General features: G+C 59.7%; 23 protein-coding genes. 9 read left to right on the top strand and 14 right to left on the bottom strand.

Features of this window, described 5'->3' with window-relative positions; all coding sequences use genetic code 11:
• Nucleotides 1-17: 17 nt before the first annotated feature.
• Nucleotides 18-1,013 carry a prolyl aminopeptidase gene (gene pip / locus VOY09_RS04670; protein ID WP_322893225.1) on the bottom strand — a complete coding sequence of 332 codons (996 nt, stop codon included), beginning with the start codon at nucleotides 1,011-1,013 and terminating at the stop codon, nucleotides 18-20.
• 64 nt (nucleotides 1,014-1,077) lie between these two features.
• Here pip and ubiG point away from each other — a divergent pair, with 64 nt between their 5' ends.
• Nucleotides 1,078-1,818, top strand: a complete 741-nt coding sequence (ubiG, locus tag VOY09_RS04665; protein WP_322893224.1) for a bifunctional 2-polyprenyl-6-hydroxyphenol methylase/3-demethylubiquinol 3-O-methyltransferase UbiG — start codon at nucleotides 1,078-1,080, stop codon at nucleotides 1,816-1,818.
• A 336-nt stretch (nucleotides 1,819-2,154) separates the two neighbouring features.
• On the top strand, nucleotides 2,155-3,942 hold the full coding sequence (locus tag VOY09_RS04660) for a Hint domain-containing protein (protein WP_322893223.1): 1,788 nt from the start codon (nucleotides 2,155-2,157) through the stop codon (nucleotides 3,940-3,942).
• Nucleotides 3,943-3,971: 29 nt separating this feature from the next.
• On the opposite strand, the gene VOY09_RS04655 is transcribed toward VOY09_RS04660, so the two are convergent.
• The 4 genes from VOY09_RS04655 to VOY09_RS04640 are packed head-to-tail and all read right to left on the bottom strand — an operon-like array spanning nucleotide 3,972 to nucleotide 6,254.
• Entirely contained in the window at nucleotides 3,972-4,415 is a 444-nt protein-coding gene (locus tag VOY09_RS04655) for a MarR family winged helix-turn-helix transcriptional regulator (protein WP_322893222.1), read from the bottom strand.
• Complete coding sequence (locus VOY09_RS04650; protein ID WP_322893221.1) at nucleotides 4,415-5,245, bottom strand: carbon-nitrogen hydrolase family protein; 831 nt, start codon at nucleotides 5,243-5,245, stop codon at nucleotides 4,415-4,417. Before VOY09_RS04650 ends, VOY09_RS04655 begins: the two co-directional genes overlap by 1 nt.
• Nucleotides 5,242-5,499 (bottom strand): glutaredoxin 3, encoded by a 258-nt coding sequence (gene grxC / locus VOY09_RS04645; protein WP_322893220.1) that lies wholly within the window; start codon nucleotides 5,497-5,499, stop codon nucleotides 5,242-5,244. The genes VOY09_RS04650 and grxC overlap by 4 nt, the downstream gene beginning before the upstream one ends.
• A 32-nt stretch (nucleotides 5,500-5,531) precedes the next feature.
• Nucleotides 5,532-6,254: a ComF family protein gene (locus tag VOY09_RS04640; RefSeq protein ID WP_322893219.1), complete on the bottom strand. Its 723-nt coding sequence runs from the start codon at nucleotides 6,252-6,254 to the stop codon at nucleotides 5,532-5,534.
• A 13-nt stretch (nucleotides 6,255-6,267) separates the two neighbouring features.
• On the opposite strand from VOY09_RS04640, the gene VOY09_RS04635 reads away from it, so the two are divergent.
• The 3 genes from VOY09_RS04635 (at nucleotide 6,268) to VOY09_RS04625 (ending at nucleotide 8,912) form a co-directional block, all read left to right on the top strand.
• A complete protein-coding gene (locus VOY09_RS04635; protein ID WP_416236730.1) occupies nucleotides 6,268-7,104 on the top strand; it encodes a methyltransferase domain-containing protein in 837 nt (278 codons plus the stop codon).
• A 52-nt stretch (nucleotides 7,105-7,156) separates the two neighbouring features.
• Nucleotides 7,157-8,245 carry a ferrochelatase gene (gene hemH, locus VOY09_RS04630; RefSeq protein WP_322893217.1) on the top strand — a complete coding sequence of 363 codons (1,089 nt, stop codon included), beginning with the start codon at nucleotides 7,157-7,159 and terminating at the stop codon, nucleotides 8,243-8,245.
• Nucleotides 8,246-8,372: 127 nt separating this feature from the next.
• Nucleotides 8,373-8,912 (top strand): CAP domain-containing protein, encoded by a 540-nt coding sequence (locus tag VOY09_RS04625; protein WP_322893216.1) that lies wholly within the window; start codon nucleotides 8,373-8,375, stop codon nucleotides 8,910-8,912.
• Between the two features lie 6 nt (nucleotides 8,913-8,918).
• Here the strand turns inward: VOY09_RS04625 and VOY09_RS04620 are convergent, their stop codons facing one another.
• From VOY09_RS04620 to VOY09_RS04590, 7 genes are all read right to left on the bottom strand, one after another.
• On the bottom strand, nucleotides 8,919-9,419 hold the full coding sequence (locus VOY09_RS04620) for a L,D-transpeptidase family protein (protein ID WP_322893215.1): 501 nt from the start codon (nucleotides 9,417-9,419) through the stop codon (nucleotides 8,919-8,921).
• Between the two features lie 90 nt (nucleotides 9,420-9,509).
• Nucleotides 9,510-10,712: a class I SAM-dependent RNA methyltransferase gene (locus tag VOY09_RS04615; protein ID WP_322893214.1), complete on the bottom strand. Its 1,203-nt coding sequence runs from the start codon at nucleotides 10,710-10,712 to the stop codon at nucleotides 9,510-9,512.
• A complete protein-coding gene (locus VOY09_RS04610) occupies nucleotides 10,713-12,548 on the bottom strand; it encodes an ABC transporter ATP-binding protein (protein WP_322893213.1) in 1,836 nt (611 codons plus the stop codon).
• Entirely contained in the window at nucleotides 12,545-14,380 is a 1,836-nt protein-coding gene (locus tag VOY09_RS04605) for an ABC transporter ATP-binding protein (protein WP_322893212.1), read from the bottom strand. Before VOY09_RS04605 ends, VOY09_RS04610 begins: the two co-directional genes overlap by 4 nt.
• A 60-nt stretch (nucleotides 14,381-14,440) precedes the next feature.
• Nucleotides 14,441-15,580, bottom strand: coding sequence for a CCA tRNA nucleotidyltransferase (locus VOY09_RS04600; protein ID WP_322893211.1), 1,140 nt, complete (start codon nucleotides 15,578-15,580; stop codon nucleotides 14,441-14,443).
• Nucleotides 15,577-16,161 (bottom strand): CoA pyrophosphatase, encoded by a 585-nt coding sequence (locus tag VOY09_RS04595; RefSeq protein ID WP_322893210.1) that lies wholly within the window; start codon nucleotides 16,159-16,161, stop codon nucleotides 15,577-15,579. Before VOY09_RS04595 ends, VOY09_RS04600 begins: the two co-directional genes overlap by 4 nt.
• Nucleotides 16,154-17,149: an Hsp33 family molecular chaperone HslO gene (locus tag VOY09_RS04590; RefSeq protein WP_322893209.1), complete on the bottom strand. Its 996-nt coding sequence runs from the start codon at nucleotides 17,147-17,149 to the stop codon at nucleotides 16,154-16,156. The genes VOY09_RS04595 and VOY09_RS04590 overlap by 8 nt, the downstream gene beginning before the upstream one ends.
• Nucleotides 17,150-17,226: 77 nt before the next feature.
• Between VOY09_RS04590 and VOY09_RS04585 the strand changes: the two genes are divergently transcribed.
• The 3 genes from VOY09_RS04585 to VOY09_RS04575 all read left to right on the top strand — a co-directional run bounded on the left by VOY09_RS04585 (nucleotide 17,227) and on the right by VOY09_RS04575 (nucleotide 19,373).
• Nucleotides 17,227-17,676: an NUDIX hydrolase gene (locus VOY09_RS04585; protein WP_322893208.1), complete on the top strand. Its 450-nt coding sequence runs from the start codon at nucleotides 17,227-17,229 to the stop codon at nucleotides 17,674-17,676.
• A 195-nt stretch (nucleotides 17,677-17,871) separates the two neighbouring features.
• Nucleotides 17,872-19,089 carry an argininosuccinate synthase gene (locus VOY09_RS04580; RefSeq protein WP_322893207.1) on the top strand — a complete coding sequence of 406 codons (1,218 nt, stop codon included), beginning with the start codon at nucleotides 17,872-17,874 and terminating at the stop codon, nucleotides 19,087-19,089.
• On the top strand, nucleotides 19,086-19,373 hold the full coding sequence (locus tag VOY09_RS04575) for an SCP2 sterol-binding domain-containing protein (RefSeq protein ID WP_322893206.1): 288 nt from the start codon (nucleotides 19,086-19,088) through the stop codon (nucleotides 19,371-19,373). The genes VOY09_RS04580 and VOY09_RS04575 overlap by 4 nt, the downstream gene beginning before the upstream one ends.
• Here the strand turns inward: VOY09_RS04575 and VOY09_RS04570 are convergent.
• Nucleotides 19,370-20,236 carry a ribokinase gene (locus VOY09_RS04570; RefSeq protein WP_322893205.1) on the bottom strand — a complete coding sequence of 289 codons (867 nt, stop codon included), beginning with the start codon at nucleotides 20,234-20,236 and terminating at the stop codon, nucleotides 19,370-19,372. The two genes, VOY09_RS04575 and VOY09_RS04570, sit on opposite strands and share 4 nt — an antisense overlap.
• A complete protein-coding gene (locus VOY09_RS04565; protein WP_322893204.1) occupies nucleotides 20,236-22,491 on the bottom strand; it encodes an NADP-dependent malic enzyme in 2,256 nt (751 codons plus the stop codon). Before VOY09_RS04565 ends, VOY09_RS04570 begins: the two co-directional genes overlap by 1 nt.
• Before the next feature lie 122 nt (nucleotides 22,492-22,613).
• On the opposite strand from VOY09_RS04565, the gene mutS reads away from it, so the two are divergent.
• Nucleotides 22,614-25,229, top strand: coding sequence for a DNA mismatch repair protein MutS (gene mutS / locus VOY09_RS04560; protein ID WP_322893203.1), 2,616 nt, complete (start codon nucleotides 22,614-22,616; stop codon nucleotides 25,227-25,229).
• The last annotated feature ends 53 nt before the right edge of the window (nucleotides 25,230-25,282 follow it).

Below are 25,282 nucleotides of genomic sequence, written 5' to 3'. Positions count from 1 at the left end.
ACCCCCGACTGTAAAGTCTAAAGCCCCAATGCCGCCTTTTGCGCACCCAGAAGATCCATACTGCGCACCAATTCAGCAGAGATACCCGGTTCGGACAAAGCATGTCCCGCGCGCCCGATCAGCGCCAGCCGCGCCTTGGGCCAGCCCTGCGCCAAAGTATAGGCCGATACCGGCGGGCAGATCATATCATAGCGGCCCTGCACGATGACACCGGGGATATGCGCGATCTTCGCCATCTGCGCAGGGTTCAGGATTTGCTGATCTGCCGACAGAAAGCCCGCATTGACGAAATAATGGTTCTCCAACCGGGCAAAGGCGCGTGCATAATCCGCCGGGCTTTCCCCGGTCATGCCGTCATTGTCCATTGCCGCCAGCGCGTTTTCCCAAGACGCCCAGGCACGGGCATAGCGGGTTTCCATATGCAGATCGCCGGAAAACAGCCGCCGGTGATAGGCACCGATCAGGTCATCATGTTCATCCGCAGGGATCATCCCGGAAAACCGCGCCCAAAGGTCGGGCCAGAATTTGCCCGCGCCGCCACCATAGAACCAGTCCAGCTCCGGCTGCGTCATTAGGAACACACCGCGCAAAGTCAGCGCCGCGACCTGCGCGGGATGCGCCTGCGCATAGATCAGCGCCAGCGTCGCCCCCCATGACCCGCCAAAGACAATCCAGCGGTCGATGCCCAAAGTCTTTCGGATCGTTTCAATATCAGCGACCAGATGCCATGTCGTATTGGCGTCAACACTGGCATGCGGGCGCGATCTGCCGCAGCCGCGCTGATCGAACAAAACAATCCGAAACACAGCAGGATCAAAATAGCGCCGCATCGCGGGGCTGCATCCGCCACCGGGGCCACCATGCAGCACGACAACAGGAATCCCCTGCGGATTGCCGCATTGTTCCACATAGAGCCTGTGGCCATCGCCCACATCCAGCATCCGCTGATCAAAGGGATCAACGGGGGGATAAAGGTGGGCACCTTGGCGGTTTTGTCCTACGACTTTGTCCATAATCATCCTATATCGCGCTTTGAAACCACAAACCATGACCCCTGTCACGACCGGAGCGAAGAAAATGTCCGCCACCAATACCGTCGACCCCTCCGAGATCGCCAAGTTTGAGGCGATGGCCGCCGAATGGTGGGACCTGAACGGCAAATTCAAGCCGTTACATATGATGAATCCGGTGCGGCTCGATTACATCACGCGCCAGATTGCCGCAGAATTTGGCCGCGATCTGCAAGGGCCGGCACCCTTTGCCGGGCTGCGCTTGCTGGATATCGGCTGCGGCGGCGGGCTTTTGTGCGAACCGATGGCGCGGCTGGGGGCGACGGTAGTTGGTGCCGATGCGGCAGAACGCAATATCCCGGTCGCACAGGTCCATGCGGCGCAATCGGGCCTGACCATCGACTACCGCCACACCACGGCAGAAGCGATGGCAGAGGCAGGCGAACAATTCGACGTCGTGCTGAACATGGAGGTGGTCGAACACGTGGCCGACCCTCTTGGCTATCTGACCGCCTGCCAGCAATTGCTGAAACCGGGTGGGTTGCATCTGTGTTCGACGATCAACCGCAACCCCAAGTCTTTCGCCATGGCGATTGTGGGCGCGGAATGGGTGATGCGCTGGCTGCCCAAAGGCACGCATGAATGGGCAAAATTCATCACCCCGGACGAGTTATTCGCGCTGCTGGAAAAAGCGGGGCTGACGCCGGTGGATCGCAAGGGCTATGTGTTCAACCCACTGCGGTTCGACTGGTCGATCAGCGACCGGGACCTGTCTGTCAATTATGTCACAACTGCTACAAAAGCGTAGATCAGCTTTTAACCACCGCCCGGCAGGGAAAAATAGATTATCTCATTAATAGCGTTAAATAGCGTGGAAAAGGTTTCAGCAATTCAACAGGCGAGGTCAGGAGTACGCCCACGACACGCGCCAATGTATGATTTATGTTCAGCCGGTTAATCGATGACAAGTCCGTTCCTCAAGCAGGCTTGGCAGGGTCACTTTCCTGGATCAATAAGCGTAAATTGGAAACAATCAGACGCCCTGTGGACCCACGAGAGACAGAACCGCGCCGATTGACTTTGCCCTCGTTTTGGCTCATAGTTTTATGGTATTTGTGCATGTTTTACGAGTTAGGATCCAACTATGCCGACAACCTTCAAAGTGCTCAACCTGACCCTCGGTTTCAGCCAGCTTGATACCGACAAAAGCAGTGCCAGTTTTAGGGTCGATAAAGCTGCGGATTTGGAAGGGCAGCAGTTTGGCAGTGATGCCAACCCTTTGTTCAATCGCATCCAGATATGGAAGCCAGTCGACGGGGGGCCGGACAACGTCATACCAAATGGCGCATATGATTACGCGGTCGGCGCCGGCGGCGCGCGCGACAAATTCATCATCAATGACAACAATCCTGGCGGCGGTTTCAAATTTGACTTCGACGCTTATGTCCTGATCAATGCGACCTATACTTATATCGATGGCACAACCAGCGATACCGTTGTTGCGAATGTGGTCCAGGGCGCTGGCCCGAGCGGGCCACAATTATGGATCGTGCCTCCGATTGGACCCGGCGATGCCTTGAACGCATTGACGGCCAAGCCGATTGCCTTTGTGACTTTTGGAACGGTTGTTTCCGACAACAACAACATGCAGTCCGTCCGCCCTGATCCTGATTTTGTTGAGGTGATTGACGGGACATCCGGCGATGACACGATGGGACCCGGGTATAAAGACAGCACCAGCTATCTCGAATTGCCTGACAGGCAGGTCATTGATGACAGTGGCAATTACATCCGTGGCTTTGCCGGTAACGATACGATTACGGCAGGTGCCGGGAATGATGTGATCTACGGCGGCAGCGGATCCGACGTCATTCGTGGTGGTGCCGGCAATGATGTCATTTATGGCGGTGACGGGCATGATCAGCTTTTCGGCGGTGACGGAAATGATCAGCTTTTCGGTGGTGCAGGCGATGACACGCTGGACGGCGGCAGCGGTACCAACACACTGACAGGTGGTACTGGCAACGACACCTTTGTCTATAATGCAGGCAGCACGGTCACGATCACCGATTTCAATGCCGACCCCAACAACAACATCGATGATGGTGATAGCACGACCAACGACCGTGTTGACTTAACGGCTTATTATGACGGCCTCAAAGCCATGCGCGCGGATTACGCCGATGATGGCCTGCTGAACCACTCCAATACCACCCGCGATAATAACATCCCCGTCGATTATTCGGCCAAGACAAGTTTTGCTGGCGGGTCACTGACCTTTTCCAACATTGCCAGCACTGATGACCTGAGCGTGTTGAATTTCGAAACCACCGGCGTGGCCTGCTTCGCCTCCGGCACGATGATCCGCACACCGCAGGGCGACGTGCCAGTGGAAACGCTGCAGATCGGCGATCTGGTTTCGACAATGAACGGTGTAGACAAACCGATCCGCTGGATTGGCAAAACAGAATTGTCCAAGTCACAACTTGATGCCAACCCCAAGCTGAAACCTGTCGTGATCGACCGCTCAGTGCTGGGATCGGACCGTGACCTGACCGTGTCGCCGCAGCATGCCTTTGTCGTCAACGGCGATACCGGGGTTCTTATACGCGCTGTGCATATGGTCAAAAACGGCTGGAAAGGCGTGCGGGTCGCGCAAAACAAGCGCTCTGTGACCTATCTGCATATCATGTTGGAACAACACGACATTATCATCGCCGAAGGTGTGCCGAGCGAGAGCATGTATCCCGGACCGATGATGATCGGGTCACTTGACGATGCCCAGCGTGAAGAACTGTTCGCGATCTTCCCGGAGCTACAGAATATTGGCGAAAAGGATGACGTTGCGGCCCTTTATGGTCCATCCGTTCTGCCCTACGGCAAGCGGAGCACGGCTGCGGCGGATATGCTGCAGCTTCAAAAGGCAGGCTAGTCCCAGGCGCAGGCAGCAGATGCCTGCGCTCAATCAATCTGCCCTAGTTTCAACCGCATTTCCCGCAAAACCGGCAAGGCGATGCGGACCTTTTCCTCACCCACTTTTGCCACCGCTTCGGCGATCACCGGGGCGATGGCGGCGATGGCGGCATCGCGGGCAGCCAGTCCAGAGGGGCTGATCGACACCATCTTGCGCCGCGCATCATCCCAATCAGGGCGGATATGCACCCAGCCGGCCCATTGCAATTTGTGCAAGGTATTGGTCATCGCGCCGCGCGTCAGGTGAAATGTCTTGGCCAATTGTGCGGGGGACCGTTCGGCACCGCTATGCGCCAGATGGTTCAGCACTGAAAAATGCGACAATTCCATTCCCTTGGGCAAAACCTTGGCCACGGAATGGCGGGCAAGCTGATCAACCGCCAGAATTTCACTGAACAAGGAGACGGCAAGACTGGTCGCGGTGTCGGGCATCAGGGTCCTTCAAAGGGGCGGTCATGGGTCAGCGCCGGAATGCGCTTGCGTGACTGTGCCACTTCCGCAAGGTCGAGATCAACAATCGCAAATCCTGTGTCAGTGCCCATATCCACCAGAACCTCGCCCCAAGGTGAAACCGCCATCGCGTGACCATAGGTCTGCCGGGGCTTTCCCGTACTGACATTGTGCTGCCCGGTTTGCGCTGATGCCAGCACGTAACACCCTGTTTCAATGGCCCGCGCACGCAGCAGCGGCTCCCAGTGCGCCGCACCGGTGACGGGGGAAAAGGCAGCGGGGACCAGCAGCACCTCGGCCCCGGCATGGGCCAGCGCGCGGTGCAGATAGGGGAACCGCAGATCATAGCAGATGGTCAGGCCGATCTTTGCAAAAGGCGTCGTCGCTACCACAGCCCGTGTGCCGGGTCGATACCCTGCTGATTCGCGGAATGTTTCCGTTGCAGAAACATCCACATCGAACATATGGATCTTGTCATACCGCGCGACGATCTCTCCAGTCGGATCAATCAGAAAGGACCGGTTCGCAAACCGCCCATCCGCATCATTGGTCTTGAGCGCGAGTGACCCTATCGACAGCCAAATTTCGTGATCCCGCGCCGCTTCACGCAGCCCCGCAAGCGTGATATCATCGCTTTCGAGTTGCAACACAGCATTTTGATGCGCGCGATCCTGTGAGACGCAATTCGTGACCTCGGGCGTCAGGACGAAACCCACGCCTTCGGCTGTCGCCTGCGCGATCAGATCGCGCGTCATCGCAAGGTTGGCAACCGGATCATCGCCCGACGTCAGTTGCAGCAGCCCCGCCTTCATGCCGACAGCAAAGCGTCCAGCTTGCCCTGCCGGTCCAAAGTCATCAGATCATCGCAGCCGCCGATATGTGTGCCACCAATGAAAATCTGCGGCACGGTGCTGCCGCCCTTGGCGCGCTGGATCATCTCGGCGCGCTTGTCGGGCTGGGCTGTGATATTCACCTCAGCAAAGCTGACGCCTTTGGATGTCAGCAACCGTTTGGCCATATGGCAGAAACCACAGGTTGGCTTGGTATAGATTTCGACGTTCTGCATGACAGCACTCCTTTTTTCGGGATCATGCTGACTTAAGCATCTTTGACGACCCGTGCCAGTGTTATCATGGACACATCTGTGGCGCCCGCCTGCAACAGCACCTCTGCACAGGCCGCAAGTGTCGCGCCAGAGGTCATCACATCATCGACCAGCAGCACCGGTTTGCCCGCAATCTGCGCCTGCTGTCTGGGGTTGATGCTGATGCTGCCAGACAGCACGGCAAAGCGCGCATCACGGCTGTGCCCTTCAAGCGAGGCGGTCTTGCGCGGGCGCAGCAAGGCATCGACGCAGACAGGCCGTTCGATCTGCCGCGCCAGCGACTGCGCCAGCAAAGCCGATTGATTATATCGCCTGCGCAGCAAGCGCGCCCAATGCAACGGCACCGGCACGATCACCGTGTCAGGCCGGATCAACGCCTGCGCCAGCCGCGCCATCCAGATCCCCGCAGGCTGTGCCAGATCGGTGCGGTCGCCATGTTTCAGCCCCAGCACCAATTTGCGACCGATGCCCGCATAGACCAGCACCGCGCGGCCCCGGCCCCACGGCCGCGCGACCACCATGCAATCATCGCAGGTCAGGCGCTGACCATCCCCCTCGCCCGGCAAGGGCGCGCCGCAGGTATCGCAGATCGTGCCGTCAATAAATTGCGTCTCGCGCCAGCAAGGGCCGCAGAGCCCGTTGTCCACCTCTGTCAGCGTATCGCATGCGACGCATTGCGCCGGGTAGATCGCCCTGATGATGCTTTGCATCCGCATGATTGCACCTTACATGGGGGCCATGACCATGCCTCCCGCCCTTGTTGATCGCAGCGCCCTGTTGCGCCACCGCGCCCGCGCCCAGCCGGAACATCTGTTCCTGCATGAGGCGATTGCCGATGAACTGCATGAAAGACTGATTGAGGTTAACAGAAGCTTTACAGCCCCGGCGATTGTCACCGGTTTTCCGGATTTCTGGCGCGCCCGTTTCCCGGACGCCACGATTGTCGCCGATGATGACACCTTGGCGCTGCAACCCGGCGCGCATGATCTGGTGCTGCATATCATGGGCCTGCATTGGGCGAATGATCCGGTCGGGCAATTGGTGCAATGCCGCCATGCCCTGCGCCCGGATGGATTGCTGCTGGTGTTCTGCCTTGGCGGCCAGACCCTGAACGAATTGCGCGTGGCATTGGCCGAGGCGGAGGCGCAGATCACCGGCGGTCTGTCCCCGCGCGTCGCGCCAATGGGCGAAATCCGCGACCTGGGTGCTTTGCTGCAACGCGCCGGGCTGACCTTGCCGGTGGCGGATGGCAACAGGCTGACCGCAAGCTATGCCAATATGTTCCACCTGATGCATGATCTGCGCAAAATGGGGGAAACCAATGCCCTGACCCAGCGCATCCGGCATCTGACGCGGCGGCAGGTGCTGACCCAGGCCTCCAGCATTTATGCACAGCATTTCCGCAATGCGGCAGGTCGCGTCGATGCCACGTTCGAATTGATCACTCTGACCGGCTGGGCCCCTGCCGACAGCCAACCGCAGCCGTTACGCCCCGGTAGCGCAAAAAGCAGGCTTGCCGATGCTTTGGGCGCGAAAGAATTGCCGCTAGAGAGGTCCAAGGATTGATTTACCACGTAAACCATTTAACTGCCGATAAATTGACGATAGCAGAAAGCGCATGACCATGTTCGACGCCCAGAAATCCGGTGAAACGGAACGCCCCGCGACTTGCCCGGTGCATGCCGCCAAGGATCACCCGGCGATCAAACCGGCGCGGGTCGGCATTCTGGTCGCCAACCTCGGGACGCCCGATGGCACTGACTATTGGTCCATGCGCCGCTATCTGAATGAATTTCTGTCCGATAAGCGCGTGGTGGATTATTCCGCCTGGCTTTGGCAGCCATTGTTGCAGCTGGTGATCCTGACCAAACGGCCATTTTCATCCGGTGCCGCCTATAAATCGATCTGGAACGAAGAAGCGAATGAAAGCCCGCTGCTGACGATCACCAAGGCGCAGACTGCTGCGATCAAGAAACAGATGGTGGAGCGCTACGGCGACGACGTCCGCGTTGATTTCTGCATGCGCTATGGCAATCCATCGACCAAATCCAAGGTCCGCGAAATGGTCGAGGCGGGTTGCACCAAGATCCTGTTCTTCCCACTTTATCCGCATTACGCAGGCGCTACATCGGCGACTGCGAATGACCAGTTTTTCCGCGCCCTGATGGATGAAAAATGGCAACCCATCGCCCGCGTCGTGGAACCTTATTTCGCCGAACCCGCCTATATTGAGGCTTTGGCGCAGTCGATTGAAAAGGCCTATGCTGCGGCCGAGACAAAGCCCGAAATGCTGATCTGTTCCTATCACGGCGTGCCAGAACGTTATCTGCGCGAAGGCGATCCCTATCATTGCCAATGCCAGAAAACCACGCGCCTGCTGAAAGAACGGCTGGGCTGGGACAATACCCAGATCAAGACGACCTTCCAATCGCGCTTTGGCCCAGAGGAATGGTTGAAGCCTTACACCGTGAAAGAAGTCGCGCGTCTGGCCGAGGAAGAAGGCATCAAGAATATCGCCGTCTGCGCGCCTGCCTTTTCCGCCGATTGCATCGAAACGCTGGAAGAGATCAACGAAGAGATTAAGGAAAGCTTTGAAGAGGCCGGTGGCGAACATTTCACCTATATTCCCTGCCTCAATGACGACGCGGCGCATATCGACGCGCTCTGCGGTGTGATCGACAAGAACCTGCAGGGCTGGCTGGGCTGATCACCTTGCGGTGGCAATGGTATTTTTGCCCGCCTTTCCGGTAACTTCACCCGATGACGTTGTTGTGTGTTTGAAGTCTTTCGGTATTGCCGATAAAGAATTCTGAACGCAAAAAATGAGTATTCGCATGTACAGACGCACAATGATCCTTGGTCTTATCGGTGTTGGCGTTTCCGCCTGTGCCGCAGCGCCGAACCGGGCTTTGGGCCCGGACGGATTGCCTGCGCCCACCGCCTATATCATTGCGCCGGGTCAGGAAGCGGCCGTCAATTTCCGTATGCTCGACAGCGTCAATTCACTGCGTCAGGCCGCAAATGTGGCACCTGTGCAACTTGATCCGCAATTGACCGCCGCCGCTGCGACCCATGCGCGCGATATGTCGGTGCAGAACCGGCCCTGGCTGTTCGGGTCTGACGGGTCAAGCCCGGTGCTGCGCGCCCAGCGCGTCGGCTTCACGGGTCGGTTTTTGGGCCAGACGATTTCTGAATCATACGAATCAGAACTCGCCACCCTAACCGCCTGGATGAATGACGAACGCACCCGCAGCGTTATTCTGGACCCAGAGGCACGGTTGATGGGCTTTGCCTGGTATCAGGAACCCGCAGGCAAGCTGTGGTGGACGCTGAACATGGGTGCAGCGCCCGGCTTTGGCGGCGGCGTCAGCTGATCGTCATCAGGCGTAGATGAAGATCTTCGTATTCAGCCGGACCATGGAATAGACTTCCTCCATTTCCGTATTCGTCACGGCAATGCAGCCCCATGTCCAATCCGGCACGCCAACCCATTCATTGGGTGTGCCATGGATGAAGATATCACCACCCGGCTGCACACCCATGTCGCGGGCGCGCGCAGCATCGTCGACATTGGGATAGGATATGCCCACTGACAGATGGAATCGGCTGTTGGGGTTCTGCCGGTCGATTCGATAGGCACCCTCGGGCGTGCGACCGTCACCTTCCTGTTGCTTATGCTCGGTCGGATTGAAACCCAGATCGACCTTATATTGCCGAAGCAACGTGTTGTTATGCAGCAATTGCATCGTACGATGTTGTTTAAACACCTGAATCCGGGTGACATCCGGGCCGAAATAATTCGGCACATCGGGACCTGTTGTACGGGAACACCCGGCGATACCGGCAGCTGCGCCGATCATCATGGAACGTCGTGTAATCATGTCTCTGCCCAATAAACGCGGTCTTCGCCGCTTTTATCTAGCCATACGGTGAAGATTTCGTTCAGCCTAGCAGAAATTCTGTCGCAGGGGTCATTTTCGTGTGAACGGTGACACGATTTCAACATGTGGCGACCAGCGGAACTGATCCACGACCTGCACCCAAGGCATGGTGAAACCCGCCGCGATCAGCACCTTTGCATCGCGGGCAAATGTCACGGGATTGCAGGACACCATGGCGATCACCTTGATATCAGAGCGTGCCAGCGCCTCGATCTGCGCTTCGGCCCCCGCGCGCGGCGGGTCGATGACAGCCGCGTTGAAGCTGGCGAGTTCATCGGGTTCCAGCGGGCGACGGAACAGATCGCGCGTCTCGGTCGTGACCTTGCGCAGGTTGCGCCCCGCTCTCCAGCCACGGTCGAGCGCCTGCAACATCGCCGCCTCTGATTCGACGGCATGGACCTCGGCCCGTTTGGCCAAAGGCAGGGTAAAGGTGCCACAACCGGCGAACAGGTCGATGATCCGCCCCGCCCCGGCTGTGATCTCTTCCACAGCTGCGAGCAGCGCCGCCTCGCCAGCTTTGGTGGCCTGCAGGAAAGCACCGGGGGGTGGGGCCACCTTGGTGCCGCCGAAATCCTGATCGGGCGGGTTGATCGTGACGACGGGTTCGTCATTCCACACCAGCCGCGATAATCCATGGGTATTTGCCAAGACCGCCAAGGTGACGCGCAGATCCGGCGTCAGGTCCTTATCCGTGCCGACCAACACATCCGGGCCATGGGCGGTTTCGGTGACGGTCAGATCAACCTCGCCCTTGCGAGAGGCGGCGATCACCGTCAGTTCCTGCAAGGCCGGAAAGCTGGCTAGCAAGGCCGGTGTGACCAACCGGCAATCCGGCACATCGATCAGCGTATGCGACGCCTTGCCGTGAAAGCCCACCAAGGCGCCTTTCTTGGTGCGCCGCCCCGCAAATTTGGCACGCCTGCGCGATTGTGCGGGCGATGTCGCGATCGCGCGAAACTCCGGCGTCAGCCCATGCGCGGCCAAGGCCCGCTGCACGATATCCTGTTTCCACGCGGCGACGAAATCATCGCTGGCATGCTGCATCGCGCAACCGCCACAGGTTTTGAAATGTCGGCAAGGTGGCGCCACACGATCCACCGAGGGCGTCACAATTCGCATTGTGCCGTCCTGCGCCACGTCGATTTCTTCACCCGGCAGCACGCGGGCGATCAGCGACCGCCCGTCAGAGGCGCGACCAAGGCCCAGATGGGTCAGGCTTTCGATTGTCAGCATTTATTCCGCAGCATCCTGCACATTGATGAAACCACCCGATTGCCGGTTCCAGTAACGGGCATAAAGCCCGTTCTTGGCCAGCAATTGATCATGGGTTCCCTGTTCCACAATGCGCCCGCCGTCAAGCACGACGATCCGGTCCATCACCGCCAAAGTCGACAGCCGGTGCGCGATGGCGATGACCGTCTTGCCGTCCATGATGGTTTCGAGCGAATCCTGAATGGCGGCCTCGACCTCGGAATCCAGCGCGCTTGTCGCCTCATCCAGCACAAGAATAGGCGCATCTTTCAGGATCGCGCGGGCAATGGCGATGCGCTGGCGCTGACCGCCCGACAGTTTCACACCACGTTCGCCCAGATGCGCGTCATAGCCTTTGCGGCCCCGGTGATCACGAAGCGACTGGATGAAATCATGCGCCTCTGCCTTGACAGCGGCGGCTTCGACCTCGTCTTGCGTCGCATCATGTTTGCCATAGCGGATATTATCGCGGGCAGAGCGGTTGAACATCGCGGTTTCCTGCGTAACCATGGCAATCTGGCGGCGCAGGCTTTCCTGCGTGACATCGCGGATATCATGGCCATCGATCAGGACCTGCCCCTGTTCGGTATCGTAAAGCCGCAAGAGCAAAGCGACCAAGGTGGATTTCCCCGCACCCGAGGCCCCGACAATCCCCAGCTTTTCACCCGGCGCGATGGACAGGCTGACGCCCTCAAGCCCGCCCGGCCCGCCGCCATAGCTGAAGGTCACATCGCGCAGATCAATCGCTCCCTGATCGGCCTGCAGCACGACAGCATCCGGCGCATCGGTCAGCTGATGCGCGGGCGACAGGGTCTGCATCGCATCCTCGATCTCGCCCACATTGGCGTAGATCCCCATCAGCGTGAAACTGACCCAGCCCGTCATCTGCGCCAGCCGCAGCGAAATCGCGCCAGCGGCAGCAATGTCGCCGGGTGTCGCAGCGCCCAGCGACCAAAAATACAGCGTCGTGCCCACCAGCAGCACCGGCAGCAGCCCGCCCAGCGCCATCAGCCAGAACCGGAACGCGGTAGACAGCCAGCCGAAATGCACGGCGCTACCCCAATAGGTTTCCATCGCATCGGTCGCGGCGCGGTCTTCATGCGCGTCATGGGCGAAAAGCTTGACCGTCTTGATATTGGTGATCGTGTCGACAACCTGCCCCGTCACCATCGCCCGTTTGGCGGCACGTGCCTGCGATCTTGTGCGGATCCGCGGCATGTAGAACGTGATCAGCCCGGCATAGCCCAGCACCCAAAGCGCGAGCACCCCCGCCGTGCGGTAATCAATCGTCAGCAGCAAGATCACCGACCCCACCAAGGACGCCAGCGCATAGGCGACCGTCTGGATCATATCGACGACGAAATCGGTCGTCGCCCGCGCGCCTTGCATCTGCTTTTGCGAGATGCGCCCGGCAAAGTCATTGTCAAAGAAGGTGACGGATTGCCCGAGCGAATGCCGATGCAGCCGCGACAGCACCAGATTGTTCAATGCGGGGCCAAGGACCACGCCCTGAAACATCCCCGACAGGCCCAGAATGACCGGGCGCAGGATCACGAAAAACGCACCAACACCCAAGAGCAGCCAGAAATTGGTGCTGAAATAGCCCTGCGCCTCACCGCCAAGGGCGGCGTCGATCACCCAGCCCAGCATCAGGGCTGTCGCAACCTCCAACGTTCCGGCCAAGGCCGAAACGAAAGCACCTGCCCCGATCACCTTCTTGGCGCCGCTCAGGCACCAGTTCAGGAAAGCCAGCAAGGTCTGCGGCGGCGGCCCTTCGGCGCGCCGAAACGGGTCGATCCAGCGTTCAGGTTTGATCATGTCGCATCCTGCCCCAGAAACCCGCCCGATTGCCGCGCCCAGAACCGTGCATATTGCCCGCCTTTGGCCAACAAGGCGTCATGCGTGCCGTCTTCGATAATCCGGCCTTGTTCCATGACGATAATCCTGTCCATCTGTGCGATTGTCGAAAGCCGGTGCGCAATCGCGATCACCGTCTTACCCGCCATCATTCCATAAAGCGTTTGCTGAATGGCGGCTTCAACCTCGCTATCTAGCGCGCTGGTCGCTTCGTCCAGCAAAAGCACCGGCGCGTCTTTCAGCATGACCCGTGCTAGGGCGATCCTTTGCCTTTGCCCACCAGACAGCTTCACGCCACGTTCCCCAACGCGGGCATCATAGCCTTTGTTCCCCTCGCTGTCCTCCAGCCCAAGGATAAACTCATGCGCCTCGGCCTGTTTGGCAGCCGCGATCATCTGATCCTCGCTCGCGTCAGGATGGCCATAAAGGATATTCGCCCGCACCGACCGATGCAGCAGCGACGAATCCTGCTGCACCATCCCGATCGCGCGACGCAGACTGTCTTGCGTCACCTGTGAAATATCCTGCCCGTCAATCGCGATCACACCCTGTTCCGCATCGTAAAACCGCAATAGCAGCTTCACGAGAGTCGATTTGCCCGCGCCGGACTGGCCGACAAGACCAACCTTCTCCCCCGGCGCAATCGTCAGGTTGATCCGGTCCAGCCCGCCTGCCGCGCGCCCGTAATGATGCGACAGATCACTGATTGTGACAGCGCCACCTGTGACCCGCAATTCATTGCTGGTCTGGTCAAGCAGGGTGACTGGCTGCGCAATCGTCTGCATCCCTTCGGCCACGACACCCAATTCGCGGAAAAAGTTGCTGATCGCCCACATGATCCAGCCCGACATCGCATTCAACCGCAAGGTCAGCGACGTCGCCACCGCAACCACGCCAATGGTCGCCGTGCCCATCCCCCAAAGCCAGATCGACCAGCCGACGACGCCAACGATCAACACGCCATTGAGCAGCATCAGCACCACATCCATCAGCGTATAAAGCCGCATTTCGGTCTGGAACGTGCGGCGCGCATTTTCGATGGCGTCTTTGGCGTAGTGGATTTCGCTGTCATGATGCGCGAACATCTTGACCGAATGGATATTGGTATAGCTGTCCACGACCCGGCCCGTCACGACAGAGCGCGCGTTGGACGACGCTTCCGACGCCGGGCCGATCTTGCGCACGACCCAACGCAGCAGGAGCAAATAAGGGATCAGCCAGACCAGCAAAGGCAGGATCAGCCGCAGATCAGCATCACCCAGCAGGATGATCGCCCCGATGATATAGGCGATGGCAAAGGTGATCGCATCGAACAGTTGAAACACCACCTCGCCCGCCGCCGGTGGGGTCTGCATGATCCGGTTGGCGATACGTCCGGCAAAGTCATCCTCGAACCACCCGACCGATTGGCGCAACACGTGCCGATGTGCGCGCCAGCGAACCAAAGTGCCAAAGTTCGGCAGGATCGTGTTGTTCAGCAACATCACCTGCAGGATATGCACCAAGGGGCGCAAAGTCAGGATGAACAATGCAACAAGGATCAGTTCTGTCCCGCTTTGCGCCCAAACCTCTGCTGGCGTGCCGCCGGACAGGATATCGATCAACCGACCCAGATAGGCGATCAGCCAGATTTCGACACCGGCGACGATGACCGACAAAGCCCCCGTGACCCAGAAAACTGGCATGAAGGGTTCCGCATAGGCACGCAGAAACCGGTAAAGCCGGGTCGGCGGCGTATCGTTTTCCTGATATTTTGTATAAGGATCGACAAGATTTTCGAAAAACCGGAACATGGGGCCTGCCTTCAGCGGTTAGGCGGCCCTAATACAACCTTTCCGGTCGAAGGAAAACGACTAGCGCACGCCAGCCAGCACCGCCGACTTGCTCAGGGTAAAGCCCGAATCGATCCAGCGTTGTTCCGCCGCTTTCAACGCTTTGCCCAAGGCAGGGCCCTGCAAATCTGGCATCAGATCAGCCGCCTGCAGCGGAAAAACCTGTTCTGCGGCAAAGCGGGCCTTGCTGATAATCGCGGCATCCAGCTCAACCCCCAGCGCCGCCGCCGTGATCGCCGCCTTGTTGATCGCCGCATCAGCACCCGCGCGATAGGCCAGCTCTGCCAGCGGAAGGTCGGATGTCATCCGCTCCAACGCCAGGACCTCTTGCTTGGACAGACGTAATGCGGTCGTCGGATCACCGCCCAGAACCCCAAGGCGGCGGATCGGCGACGGGTCCAGCCCCGCCGCCTCTTCAATATGCACTAGCACGGCCAAAACCTGCGCCTGCGCACCCGGCAGGATCTGCGCCAGCGCTCCCGTCGCCGCCATCGACACGACAGCCGGGGCCGGGACAGGTGCGGACAATAGCTTGAACAGCTCGGCCGTCACACGTTCGCGCGACAGGTTCTGCAACCCCTCGATATTGGCTGCACAGGCGGCCAGACCCTCCGCATCGATCCCATCTGCCCCGTACCAGGCATGAAAACGAAAAAACCGCAGGATGCGCAGGTAGTCTTCCTTGATCCGCCGGTCGGCATCCTCGATGAACCGGACGCGCCGGGCGCGCAGATCAGGCAGCCCACCCAAAGGATCGACCACAATCCCATCCGCCCCGGCATAAAGCGCATTCATCGTGAAATCGCGCCTGCGGGCATCGTCGCGCATATTATCGGCAAAAGCGACAATCGCGCGCCTGCCATCGGTCGCGACATCGCGGCGAAAGGTGGTGACCTCAAAAGCAATCTTGCGCGCAATCACCGTCACCGTGCCATGGTCAATGCCGGTCGGGATCACCTTCAGCCCCGCCGCCTTGGCCAGCCTTGTCACCACATCTGGCGTGGCATCGGTGCAGAGGTCCAGATCAGCGACAGGCGCACCCAACAGATCATTGCGCACGCAACCACCGACAAACCATGCCTGATATCCGGCATCAGTCAACACAGCACAGACCTGCTGCGCCGCCGGATCTGTCAGCCAGGCACCCGTCACGCGTGTCATGACACGCGGTCCGCAAAGGCACGCAAAATCCGCGCGGTGGCACCCCAGATGTAGTAAGGGCCGAATGGCACCGTATAATAAAGCCGCTTGCGCCCCTGCCAATAACGCCCCTCGATACGGTAAAGTGCTGGATCGCTCAGATGCGCCAGCGGCACCTCGAACACTTCACTGACCTCGCCCGCCTCGGGGATCGGGGTGAATGGTCCGCGCACCATCGCCAATACCGGCGTGATCAGATAGCCGGTCACCGTCTGATGCGACGGCAAGACGCCCAGCACATCAACCTGTTCCGGCGGCAGGCCAATCTCCTCGCGCGCTTCGCGCAAGGCCGCATCTGTCAGCGTCGCATCAATCGGGTCCTGCTTACCGCCCGGAAAGGCGATCTGGCCGGGATGATGTTTCAACCGCGCAGAACGTTTCGTAAGGATCACCGTTTCGCTGTCCTCGCGCACAGCAAATAACACAGCCGCCGGGGTCAATGGCCCCGGCGGCACCGTGATATCCTTGTTTAAGTCATAATCCGTCGATGCGCCGCCCGGAACGGACAGCGCATTCATCAGGCGTTGGTGCAGATCAGGCACTGCCATCCTTGGCTTCAAACCCCAAAGTTTCCGGCGCAAACACATAATGCGCGCCACAGAACTGACAATCAGCCGTGACGGTGCCTTCATCCGTCGTCATCGTCGCGATATCCTTGGCCGAATAGATCGACAGGCTTTGCCGCACACGATCTTCCGAACAGGTGCAGCCGAAAGTCACCGGCTGCGCGTCAAACACGCGCGGCCCTTCTTCGTGAAACAAGCGCACCAGCAGGTCGGTCGGCGTCACCGAGGGACCGATCAGTTCCAGCTCATCTACCGTATCCAGCAGCAGATTGGCCCGGGTCCAGTTTTCGCCCTCATCCTCGTTCAGCAGATCGGTCGCTTCCAGCAGACCTTCCTCGCCCGACCCACCCTCGCCACTGCTGGCAAAGGGCGAGGCTTTCGGCATATGCTGCAACATCACGCCACCAGCGCGCCAGTTGGATGCCTCACCCGGCACCTGTGACTGGCCAAAGCTCAGCGCGAAACGGGTCGGCAATTGCTCGGATTGCGCGAAATAAGTCTGCGCACAGGCCGCCAGCGACCCACCAGCCAGCGGCGTGATCCCCTGATAAGGTGTCGTCCCCTCGCCCTGATCGATCAGGATCGCGAAATAGCCGTTGCCGACATGGCTGAACGGTTCGGCATCATGATCCAGCCTGTCCGCATCATAGGACGCATAGGCGCGGATGCGGGCCGGTTCGCCATCATCGGTCGGGCCATAATAATCCGTCGCGATCAACCGCGCCGCACCTGACCCGCGCACCTGCAAGGACAGTTTCCAGCGCAATTTCATCGATTGCCCGATCAGCGCGGTCAATAGCGCCATCTCGGCCACCAAAGCCTCGATCACCGGTGGGTAATCATGCTGGCGCAGGACCTGTTCCAGCACGCCATCAAGGCGCGCCACCCGGCCACGGATGTCGGAGGCATCAAGTTGAAACGGCAGGACGGTATCGTCCCAAGCGATTTTGGCGCTGAGGCTCATGGGCTTTCCTTAATTGTCAGGAATTGGCATACCGCGCCTATATAGGCGGGGCAACCCGGCGTCCAAGAGGCAAAGCTATGATCAGACGGTATGGCACGGTCCCGCAGGTGGGTCAGCGGTATAAATTACGCCCCGGCGCCTATGCGATCCTGCCGCGTGGTGGCAAATTGCTGCTGACCTATCAAGGCGCGCCACATCGTGAGGTGCAATTGCCCGGCGGCGGCATCGACCCCGGCGAAAGCCCGCTACGCGCGCTGCACCGCGAAGTGTTCGAGGAAACCGGCTATTCCATCGCCCACCCTCGCAAGCTCGGCACGTTCCGGCGGTTCACCTTCATGCCGGAATATGACCTTTGGGCAGAAAAACTGTGCCATATCTATCTGGCCTTCCCGGTGCGCCCCCACGGCCCGCCCAGCGAATCCGGCCATCTGGCGATCTGGATGGCACCCGAAGATGCACTGGTGGAATTATATAACGAGGGCGATGCAGCCTTTGTGACACAATGGCTTAGCCACTCATTTAACTAAAATTTTATCTATCCTGCAGTTCGCCGACCTTCCCCGCGGGGAAGGTTTTCTCGCTTTGTGCGAAATACTCCCGCCGGAGGCCCTTCTGCGTCGCAGACGCAGAAGGATCAATTACCAACCCCGCCACATCCTTGCCCCGGCCCCCAAAACCCGATATCGCCAGACCCCAGACATATTGACGCAAAGGCTGCTTTCATGACCGCTCCGAAAAAAGTTGTTCTGGCCTATTCCGGTGGCCTTGATACATCCATCATCCTGAAATGGTTGCAGACCGAATATGGCTGCGAGGTAGTGACATTCACCGCCGATCTAGGTCAGGGCGAAGAACTGGAACCAGCCCGCGCCAAGGCCGAAATGATGGGTGCCAGATCCATCTATATCGAAGACCTGCGCGAAGAATTCGTGCGGGACTTCGTCTTTCCGATGTTCCGCGCCAATGCGTTGTATGAGGGGCTCTATCTGCTCGGCACCTCGATCGCGCGGCCGCTGATCTCCAAACGTCTGGTGGAAATTGCCGCCCTCGAAGGTGCCGATGCCGTCGCACACGGTGCCACCGGCAAAGGCAATGATCAGGTGCGGTTTGAATTGGCCGCCTATGCGCTGAACCCCGATATCAAGGTAATTGCCCCCTGGCGCGAATGGGATCTGACCAGCCGCACCAAGCTGCTGGAATTTGCTGAAAAGAACCAAATCCCCGTCGCCAGGGACAAGCGCGGCGAAGCGCCGTTCAGCGTCGATGCGAACCTGCTGCACACATCATCCGAAGGCAAAGTGCTGGAAGACCCCGGTCAGGAAGCGCCCGATTACGTCTATCAGCGCACCGTCGCCCCCGAAGATGCGCCGGATACACCTGAAATGGTCGAGATCACTTTTGAGAAGGGTGATGCCACAGCGATCAATGGCGAGGCGATGTCGCCCGCCACGATCCTGACAAAGCTGAACGAACTGGGCGGCAAGCACGGCGTGGGTCGCCTTGATCTGGTCGAAAACCGCTTTGTCGGCATGAAATCGCGCGGCATCTATGAAACGCCGGGCGGCACGATTTTGCTGGAGGCGCATCGCGGTATCGAACAGATCACGCTCGATTCCGGCGCAGGTCACCTGAAAGACAGCATCATGCCGCGCTATGCCGAACTGATCTACAACGGTTTCTGGTTCAGCCCCGAACGCGAGATGTTGCAGGCGCTGATCGACAAAAGCCAGGAACATGTCAGCGGCACCGTGCGGGTGAAACTCTACAAAGGCTCTGCAACGACTGTCGCACGCTGGTCGGACCGGTCGCTGTATTCCGAGGCTCATGTGACGTTCGAGGATGACGCCGGTGCCTATGACCAGAAAGACGCGCAAGGGTTCATCCAGTTGAACGCGCTGCGTCTGAAACTGCTCGCGTCCCGCGCGCGGCGTCTGAAATGACGATGGAAGAAATCACAGCCCTGCTGCAACGGGGCGTCGACCATGCGCCGTTGCAGGGGTCGTTGAAATTCGACTGCGGTGCAGATGGCGTCGTGATCCTTGAAGATAACACAACGTCCAACACCGACCGCCCCGCCGATTGCACGATCAGGATCACGCAGGACAACCTTGCCAAGCTGGTCAAAGGCAAGTTGAACCCGATGACCGGCGTGGTCACTGGCAAGCTGAAAGTCTCCGGCGACGCAAGGATCGCGCTGAAACTGGGCGAATTGCTGAAGAATTAGGGATTAAACGCCTGCACTTCTGACAGGTCCGGGATCACATCGGCGGTGCCGTGGCGGGTGACCATCAGCGCGCCTGCACGCATCGCCTGCCCGATGGCCTGCGCCATTGGCATCCCGCGATCCAGACCTGCCAGGACATAGCCGGTAAATGTATCGCCAGCCCCCGTGGTATCGACCGGGTCGACTTTGATCGCATCGAAATGCTGCTTGCCCGCGACCCCATACCAATCTGCCCCATCCGCACCAAGCGTGACGATCACATCGGCGATGTCCAGTTGATCCGGCGTCTTGCCGGTGGCCTTGTGCAATTGCTCTGCCTCCACCGCGTTCAGGATCAGGAAATCCAGATAGGGCAGCACCGCCATCACCCTGTCCGCGTCAAAAGGTGCGGCGGCATAGGCCACACGCAGACCCATCTTGCGGCCAAGGCTGGCAGCGGTGCGTTGCAGGTTGGTTTCGTTTTGGATCACCAGCCAGTCACCCGTCTGCGCCTCGGCCATCGCAGTTTGCAGCACGGTCTGGGGAATTTCCACATTGGCGCCGGGATGCAGCAGGATCACATTTTCCCCGGCAGGGTCCACCAGAATGATCGCCTGCGCCGTTTCAGTGTCTAACACGGCGATATTGCGGGTATCGACGCCATATTCCAGCAAACGCTGCGCGGTCCACAGACCGTCTTTGCCCACGGCGCCGATGTGGTTCACCCGTGCCGCCGCACGGGCAGCGGCGACCGACATATTGGCCCCCTTGCCGCCCAGAAACATCTGGCGGCCTGTCGTGCCCAAAGTCTCTCCCGGGGCCGGGATATGCGGCACCGCATAGACGATATCGGCGTTGATCGACCCAAGGTTCCAGATCGCCATCAATCGACCCCGCAGGCGGCGATCACTGCCATGTTCAGGATATCGTTGACGGTAGACACGGTCGAACAGATCTGCACCGGCTTGCCCACGCCCGACAGGATCGGCCCGATCACCGTCGCGCCCGCCATTTCCTGCATCAGTTTCACGGAAATCGACGCGGAATGCCGCGCCGGCACGACCAGCACATTGGCGGGGCCGGTCAGGCGTGAGAACGGATAGTTTTCCTGCGCCTTGAGGTTCAGCGCGACATCGACCGTCATCTCGCCCTCATATTCAAAATCAACGCCGCGGGCGTCCAGCACCTTGGGCGCTTTATGCATCTTTTCGGCGCGTTCAGACACCGGATAGCCAAAGGTCGAGAAGGACAGGAAGGCCACACGCGGCTCCAACCCCAGATCACGGGCAACGGATGCACCACGTTCGGCGATATCGGCCAGATCATTCTCATCCGGCCATTCATGGACCAGAGTATCGGTGATCAGCACGATCCGCCCTTTATGCAGGACAGCCGTCACACCCACCGCACCATCATGCGGCTGCGCGTCGAACACATGGTTCAGCATTTCCAGCACATGCGCGGATTTGCGGGTGACGCCGGTGACCATCCCGTCGCCATGGCCATGTGCCAGCATCAGCGCGGCAAAGACATGCCGGTCCCGCGCCGCCAGACGGTGGACATCCTGCGCGTCAAAACCCTTGCGCTGCAAACGCTGGTACAGAAACGCCTTATAGGTCTCCAGATGAGGGGTATTGGCGGCATTGACGACTTCGATCTCCTCCACCGCCTCTGCCAGCCCTTCGGCGGTCAGTTTGGTGCGCACGTCATCGGACCGCCCCACGACCAACGCCTTGCCCATGCCCGCGCGCTGATACAGCACGGCAGCGCGCAACACACGGGGGTCATCGCCCTCGGCAAATATCACGGTGGATTGCGCGGCCCGCGCGCGCGCGTTCAGGCTGCGCAGGATAGATGCCGTCGGGTCCATGCGGGATTTGAGCGAAACTTCGTAAGCGTCCATATCCACGATAGGCCGACGCGCAACGCCGGTTTTCATGCCTGCACGGGCGACAGCGGTCGGGATGCGGTGGATCAGGCGCGGATCAAACGGCGTGGGGATGATGTAATCGCGGCCAAAGGACAGTTTCTTGCCATAGGCAAGCGCGACCTCATCCGGCACATCCTCTCGCGCCAAAGCGGCAAGCGCTTCAGCGCAGGCAATCTTCATCTCATCATTTATCGCGCGGGCGTGGATATCCAGCGCACCACGGAAGAGATAGGGAAAGCCCAGCACGTTATTGACCTGATTGGGATAATCGCTGCGGCCCGTGGCGACGATGGCATCAGGGCGGACGGCATGCGCCTCTTCCGGGGTAATCTCCGGATCAGGGTTCGCCATCGCAAAGATCACCGGGTTCGGGGCCATGCTGATGACCATATCCTGCGTAACCGACCCCTTGGCACTGACGCCCAGAAACACATCGGCCCCTTTCATCGCATCGGCCAATGTGCGCGCCTCTGTCACCCCAGCATGGGCCGATTTCCACTGGTTCATGCCTTCGGTGCGGCCTTGATAGATCACGCCCTTGGTGTCGGCCATGATGCAATTGTCGTGCCGCGCACCCATGGATTTCAGCAGTTCCAGACAAGCGATCCCCGCAGCCCCCGCGCCGTTCAGCACGATTTTGACATCCTCAATCTTCTTGCCCGACAGATGCAGCGCGTTCAACAGGCCCGCCGCACAGATCACGGCAGTGCCATGCTGGTCGTCGTGGAAGACGGGAATGTCCATTTCTTCCTTCAGACGCTGTTCGATGATGAAACATTCGGGCGCTTTGATATCTTCCAGATTGATCCCGCCAAAGGTCGGGCCCATCAGACGGACGGCATTGCAGAATGCATCGGCATCTTCGGTATCAAGCTCGATATCGATAGAATTCACATCGGCGAAACGTTTGAACAGGACCGATTTACCCTCCATCACCGGCTTGGAGGCCAGCGCGCCGAGGTTGCCCAACCCCAGCACAGCCGTCCCGTTAGAAATTACGGCGACCAGATTGCCCTTGTTGGTATAATCATAGGCGGTGGCGGGGTTGGCGTGTATTTCCTCGCAGGGGATCGCCACGCCGGGGGAATAGGCCAGCGACAGATCGCGCTGCGTGGTCATCGGCACTGTAGCCTGAATTTCCCATTTGCCCGGTGTCGGCTGCATATGAAAATCAAGCGCGTCTTCGCGGGTCAGTTTGTTCTTGGCCATGTGGTTCCCCCTCTTGCCCGACATTCATAACGGGTTCGCGGCGACAGTCGCAACGGATACATTTCGGGGTTTCGCCGCTAACATGGGCTGGATAGGGTGCGACAGATGTTCCCGGGGGTTCTATGTCTGCCACAACCACACCAATGATGGCCCAATATCTGGAGCTGAAAGCCCAGCATCCTGACGCCTTGCTCTTCTACCGCATGGGCGATTTTTACGAGATGTTCTTTGACGACGCTGTGGCGGCGGCAGAGGCGCTGGACATCGCCCTGACCAAGCGCGGCAAGCACGGGGATGAAGACATCCCGATGTGCGGCGTCCCCCATCACGCCGCCGAGGGGTATTTTCTGACCCTGATCCGCAAGGGGTTTCGCGTGGCGGTCTGCGAACAGATGGAAAGCCCGGCAGAGGCGAAGAAACGTGGCTATAAGTCCGTGGTCCGGCGCGAGGTCGTGCGCCTTGTCACCCCCGGCACCCTGACGGAAGATTCTCTGCTGGATGCCCGGCGGCATAATTTTCTGGCGGCATTTCACGTGGTGCGTGAACAGGGCGCACTGGCCTGGGTCGATATTTCGACCGGGGCGTTTCACGTAATGCCCTGTGCCGGGGCCAAGCTGGGGCCGGAACTGGCCCGGCTGACCCCGCGTGAAGTGATCGTGGTCGACAGCGCGCAGGCGGATTGGGCTGATTTAGTGTCAGAATCCGGGGCCACGCTGACCACTTTGGGCGCTGCGGCCTTTGACAGCACGGCGGGGGAAAAGCGGCTTTGTGCCTTGTTCAAGGTCGGCTCGCTGGATGCTTTCGGCAGTTTCGAACGGGCCGAGGTCGCGGCGATGTCCGCCGTCGCCGAATATCTGGAAATCACCCAGCGCGGCAACCTGCCGCTGCTGCGCCCGCCAGTGCGTGAAACGCAGAAATCCGCGATGCAGATCGACGCCGCGACACGTCGGTCACTGGAACTGACCCATGCGATGGCGGGCGGGCGGCAAGGGTCGCTGCTGCATTGCATCGACCGCACGGTCACTGCAGGCGGTGCGCGGTTGCTGGAGCGGCGGCTGGCCGCGCCCAGTTGCGATCTTGGCGTGATCACCGCACGGCAAGATGCGGTTGCGTTCATGGCAGATCAAGCGCGGCTCTGCGATGATATCCGCGACGCTTTGCGCGGCACCCATGATCTGGACCGCGCGCTGTCGCGGCTGGCGCTGGACCGGGGCGGGCCACGCGACATGGCCGCGATCCGCAACACGATTGCGCAGGCAGCACGGTTGCCGGTGCATGCTGATTTGCCCGCAATGCTGGCCGAGGTGACGCGCGATCTGGCGGGGCATGACGCCTTGCTGGACCTTCTGGACGCGGCGCTGATTGCCGAACCGCCTTTGCTAGCGCGCGATGGCGGGTTTATCGCGGCAGGCTATGATGCTGATCTGGATGAGGCACGTAAGCTGCGGGATGAGGGTCGGTCTGTCATCGCGGGAATGCAGGCGGATTTCATTGCGCAGACGGGGATTACCTCGCTGAAGATCAAGCATAATAATGTGTTAGGCTATTTTATCGAAACCACCGCGACCCATGCCGAAAAGATGCTGGCGGCACCCCTGAACGAGACGTTCATTCACCGCCAGACCACCGCCAACCAAGTGCGGTTTACGACGGTGGAATTGTCCGAGATCGAAACCCGCATCCTGAACGCGGGCGGCCATGCGTTGGAGATTGAAAAGCGGCTTTATACCAACCTACGTGAGGCCATTCTGGCGCAGGCCGGGCCTTTGGGCGCATTGGCGCGGGCCTTAGCCGAGATTGATCTGGCCACCGCTTTGGCCCATCTGGCGCGGACCGAAAACTGGGTGCGTCCGAAACTGGACGACAGCCGCGCCTTCGAGATTACCGGCGGGCGGCATCCTGTCGTGGAAATGGCGCTGCAAAAGCAGGGTACACCGTTCGTCGCCAATGACTGCGCGCTGACGCAGGCGCCGATCTGGCTGCTGACCGGGCCGAATATGGCGGGTAAATCGACCTTCCTGCGGCAGAATGCGCTGCTCGCCATCCTCGCGCAGATGGGGGGATTTGTGCCTGCCACGGCGGCGCATATCGGCATCGTTAGCCAGATTTTCAGCCGCGTCGGCGCGTCCGATGATCTGGCGCGCGGGCGGTCGACCTTCATGGTCGAGATGGTGGAAACTGCCGCGATCCTCAATCAGGCGGATGACCGGGCGCTGGTGATCCTGGATGAAATCGGGCGCGGCACGGCGACTTATGACGGGCTGTCGATTGCCTGGGCGACGCTGGAACATCTGCATGATGTGAACAGCTGCCGGGCTTTGTTCGCCACGCATTACCATGAGATGTCGGCGCTGTCGGCCAAGCTCGATGGTGTCGAAAACGCCACCGTGACGGTCAAGGAATGGGATGGCGACGTGATCTTCCTGCATGAGGTGAAACGCGGCACGGCGGATCGCAGCTATGGCGTGCAGGTGGCGCGGCTGGCTGGCCTGCCGCAGGTCGTGGTGGAACGCGCAAAGGTGGTACTTGAGGCGTTGGAGAAGGGCGAACGTGAGGGTGGGCGCAAGGCCTTTGTGGATGATCTGCCGCTGTTTGCTGCGATCCCCGCGCCACCACCCGTGAAACAGGAGGCGTCATTGGTCGAGGCGCGGTTGAAAGATGTGATGCCGGATGAATTGACGCCGAAGCAAGCCCTGGCGTTGATTTATGAATTGCGCGGGATGGTGAGGTCGGGGTGAAACCCCGACCTACGGCTGTGACGCTGGAAAACGAGATTCAGCGTAGCGCCCTG

The organism is Yoonia sp. 67-2 (assembly GCF_035117555.1).
Lineage (GTDB): Bacteria > Pseudomonadota > Alphaproteobacteria > Rhodobacterales > Rhodobacteraceae > Yoonia.
Note: the sequence above shows the minus strand (reverse complement) of the source record. Positions and strands in the feature narration are given on the sequence as shown.

Coding starts and splice junctions, on each gene's coding strand:
- pip (WP_322893225.1), bottom strand. CDS start 1,013: ATGGACAAAGTCGTAGGACAAAACCGCCAAGGTGCCCACCTTTATCCC.
- ubiG (WP_322893224.1), top strand. CDS start 1,078: ATGTCCGCCACCAATACCGTCGACCCCTCCGAGATCGCCAAGTTTGAG.
- VOY09_RS04660 (WP_322893223.1), top strand. CDS start 2,155: ATGCCGACAACCTTCAAAGTGCTCAACCTGACCCTCGGTTTCAGCCAG.
- VOY09_RS04655 (WP_322893222.1), bottom strand. CDS start 4,415: ATGCCCGACACCGCGACCAGTCTTGCCGTCTCCTTGTTCAGTGAAATT.
- VOY09_RS04650 (WP_322893221.1), bottom strand. CDS start 5,245: ATGAAGGCGGGGCTGCTGCAACTGACGTCGGGCGATGATCCGGTTGCC.
- grxC (WP_322893220.1), bottom strand. CDS start 5,499: ATGCAGAACGTCGAAATCTATACCAAGCCAACCTGTGGTTTCTGCCAT.
- VOY09_RS04640 (WP_322893219.1), bottom strand. CDS start 6,254: ATGCGGATGCAAAGCATCATCAGGGCGATCTACCCGGCGCAATGCGTC.
- VOY09_RS04635 (WP_416236730.1), top strand. CDS start 6,268: ATGGGGGCCATGACCATGCCTCCCGCCCTTGTTGATCGCAGCGCCCTG.
- hemH (WP_322893217.1), top strand. CDS start 7,157: ATGACCATGTTCGACGCCCAGAAATCCGGTGAAACGGAACGCCCCGCG.
- VOY09_RS04625 (WP_322893216.1), top strand. CDS start 8,373: ATGTACAGACGCACAATGATCCTTGGTCTTATCGGTGTTGGCGTTTCC.
- VOY09_RS04620 (WP_322893215.1), bottom strand. CDS start 9,419: ATGATTACACGACGTTCCATGATGATCGGCGCAGCTGCCGGTATCGCC.
- VOY09_RS04615 (WP_322893214.1), bottom strand. CDS start 10,712: ATGCTGACAATCGAAAGCCTGACCCATCTGGGCCTTGGTCGCGCCTCT.
- VOY09_RS04610 (WP_322893213.1), bottom strand. CDS start 12,548: ATGATCAAACCTGAACGCTGGATCGACCCGTTTCGGCGCGCCGAAGGG.
- VOY09_RS04605 (WP_322893212.1), bottom strand. CDS start 14,380: ATGTTCCGGTTTTTCGAAAATCTTGTCGATCCTTATACAAAATATCAG.
- VOY09_RS04600 (WP_322893211.1), bottom strand. CDS start 15,580: ATGACACGCGTGACGGGTGCCTGGCTGACAGATCCGGCGGCGCAGCAG.
- VOY09_RS04590 (WP_322893209.1), bottom strand. CDS start 17,149: ATGAGCCTCAGCGCCAAAATCGCTTGGGACGATACCGTCCTGCCGTTT.
- VOY09_RS04585 (WP_322893208.1), top strand. CDS start 17,227: ATGATCAGACGGTATGGCACGGTCCCGCAGGTGGGTCAGCGGTATAAA.
- VOY09_RS04580 (WP_322893207.1), top strand. CDS start 17,872: ATGACCGCTCCGAAAAAAGTTGTTCTGGCCTATTCCGGTGGCCTTGAT.
- VOY09_RS04575 (WP_322893206.1), top strand. CDS start 19,086: ATGACGATGGAAGAAATCACAGCCCTGCTGCAACGGGGCGTCGACCAT.
- VOY09_RS04570 (WP_322893205.1), bottom strand. CDS start 20,236: ATGGCGATCTGGAACCTTGGGTCGATCAACGCCGATATCGTCTATGCG.
- VOY09_RS04565 (WP_322893204.1), bottom strand. CDS start 22,491: ATGGCCAAGAACAAACTGACCCGCGAAGACGCGCTTGATTTTCATATG.
- mutS (WP_322893203.1), top strand. CDS start 22,614: ATGTCTGCCACAACCACACCAATGATGGCCCAATATCTGGAGCTGAAA.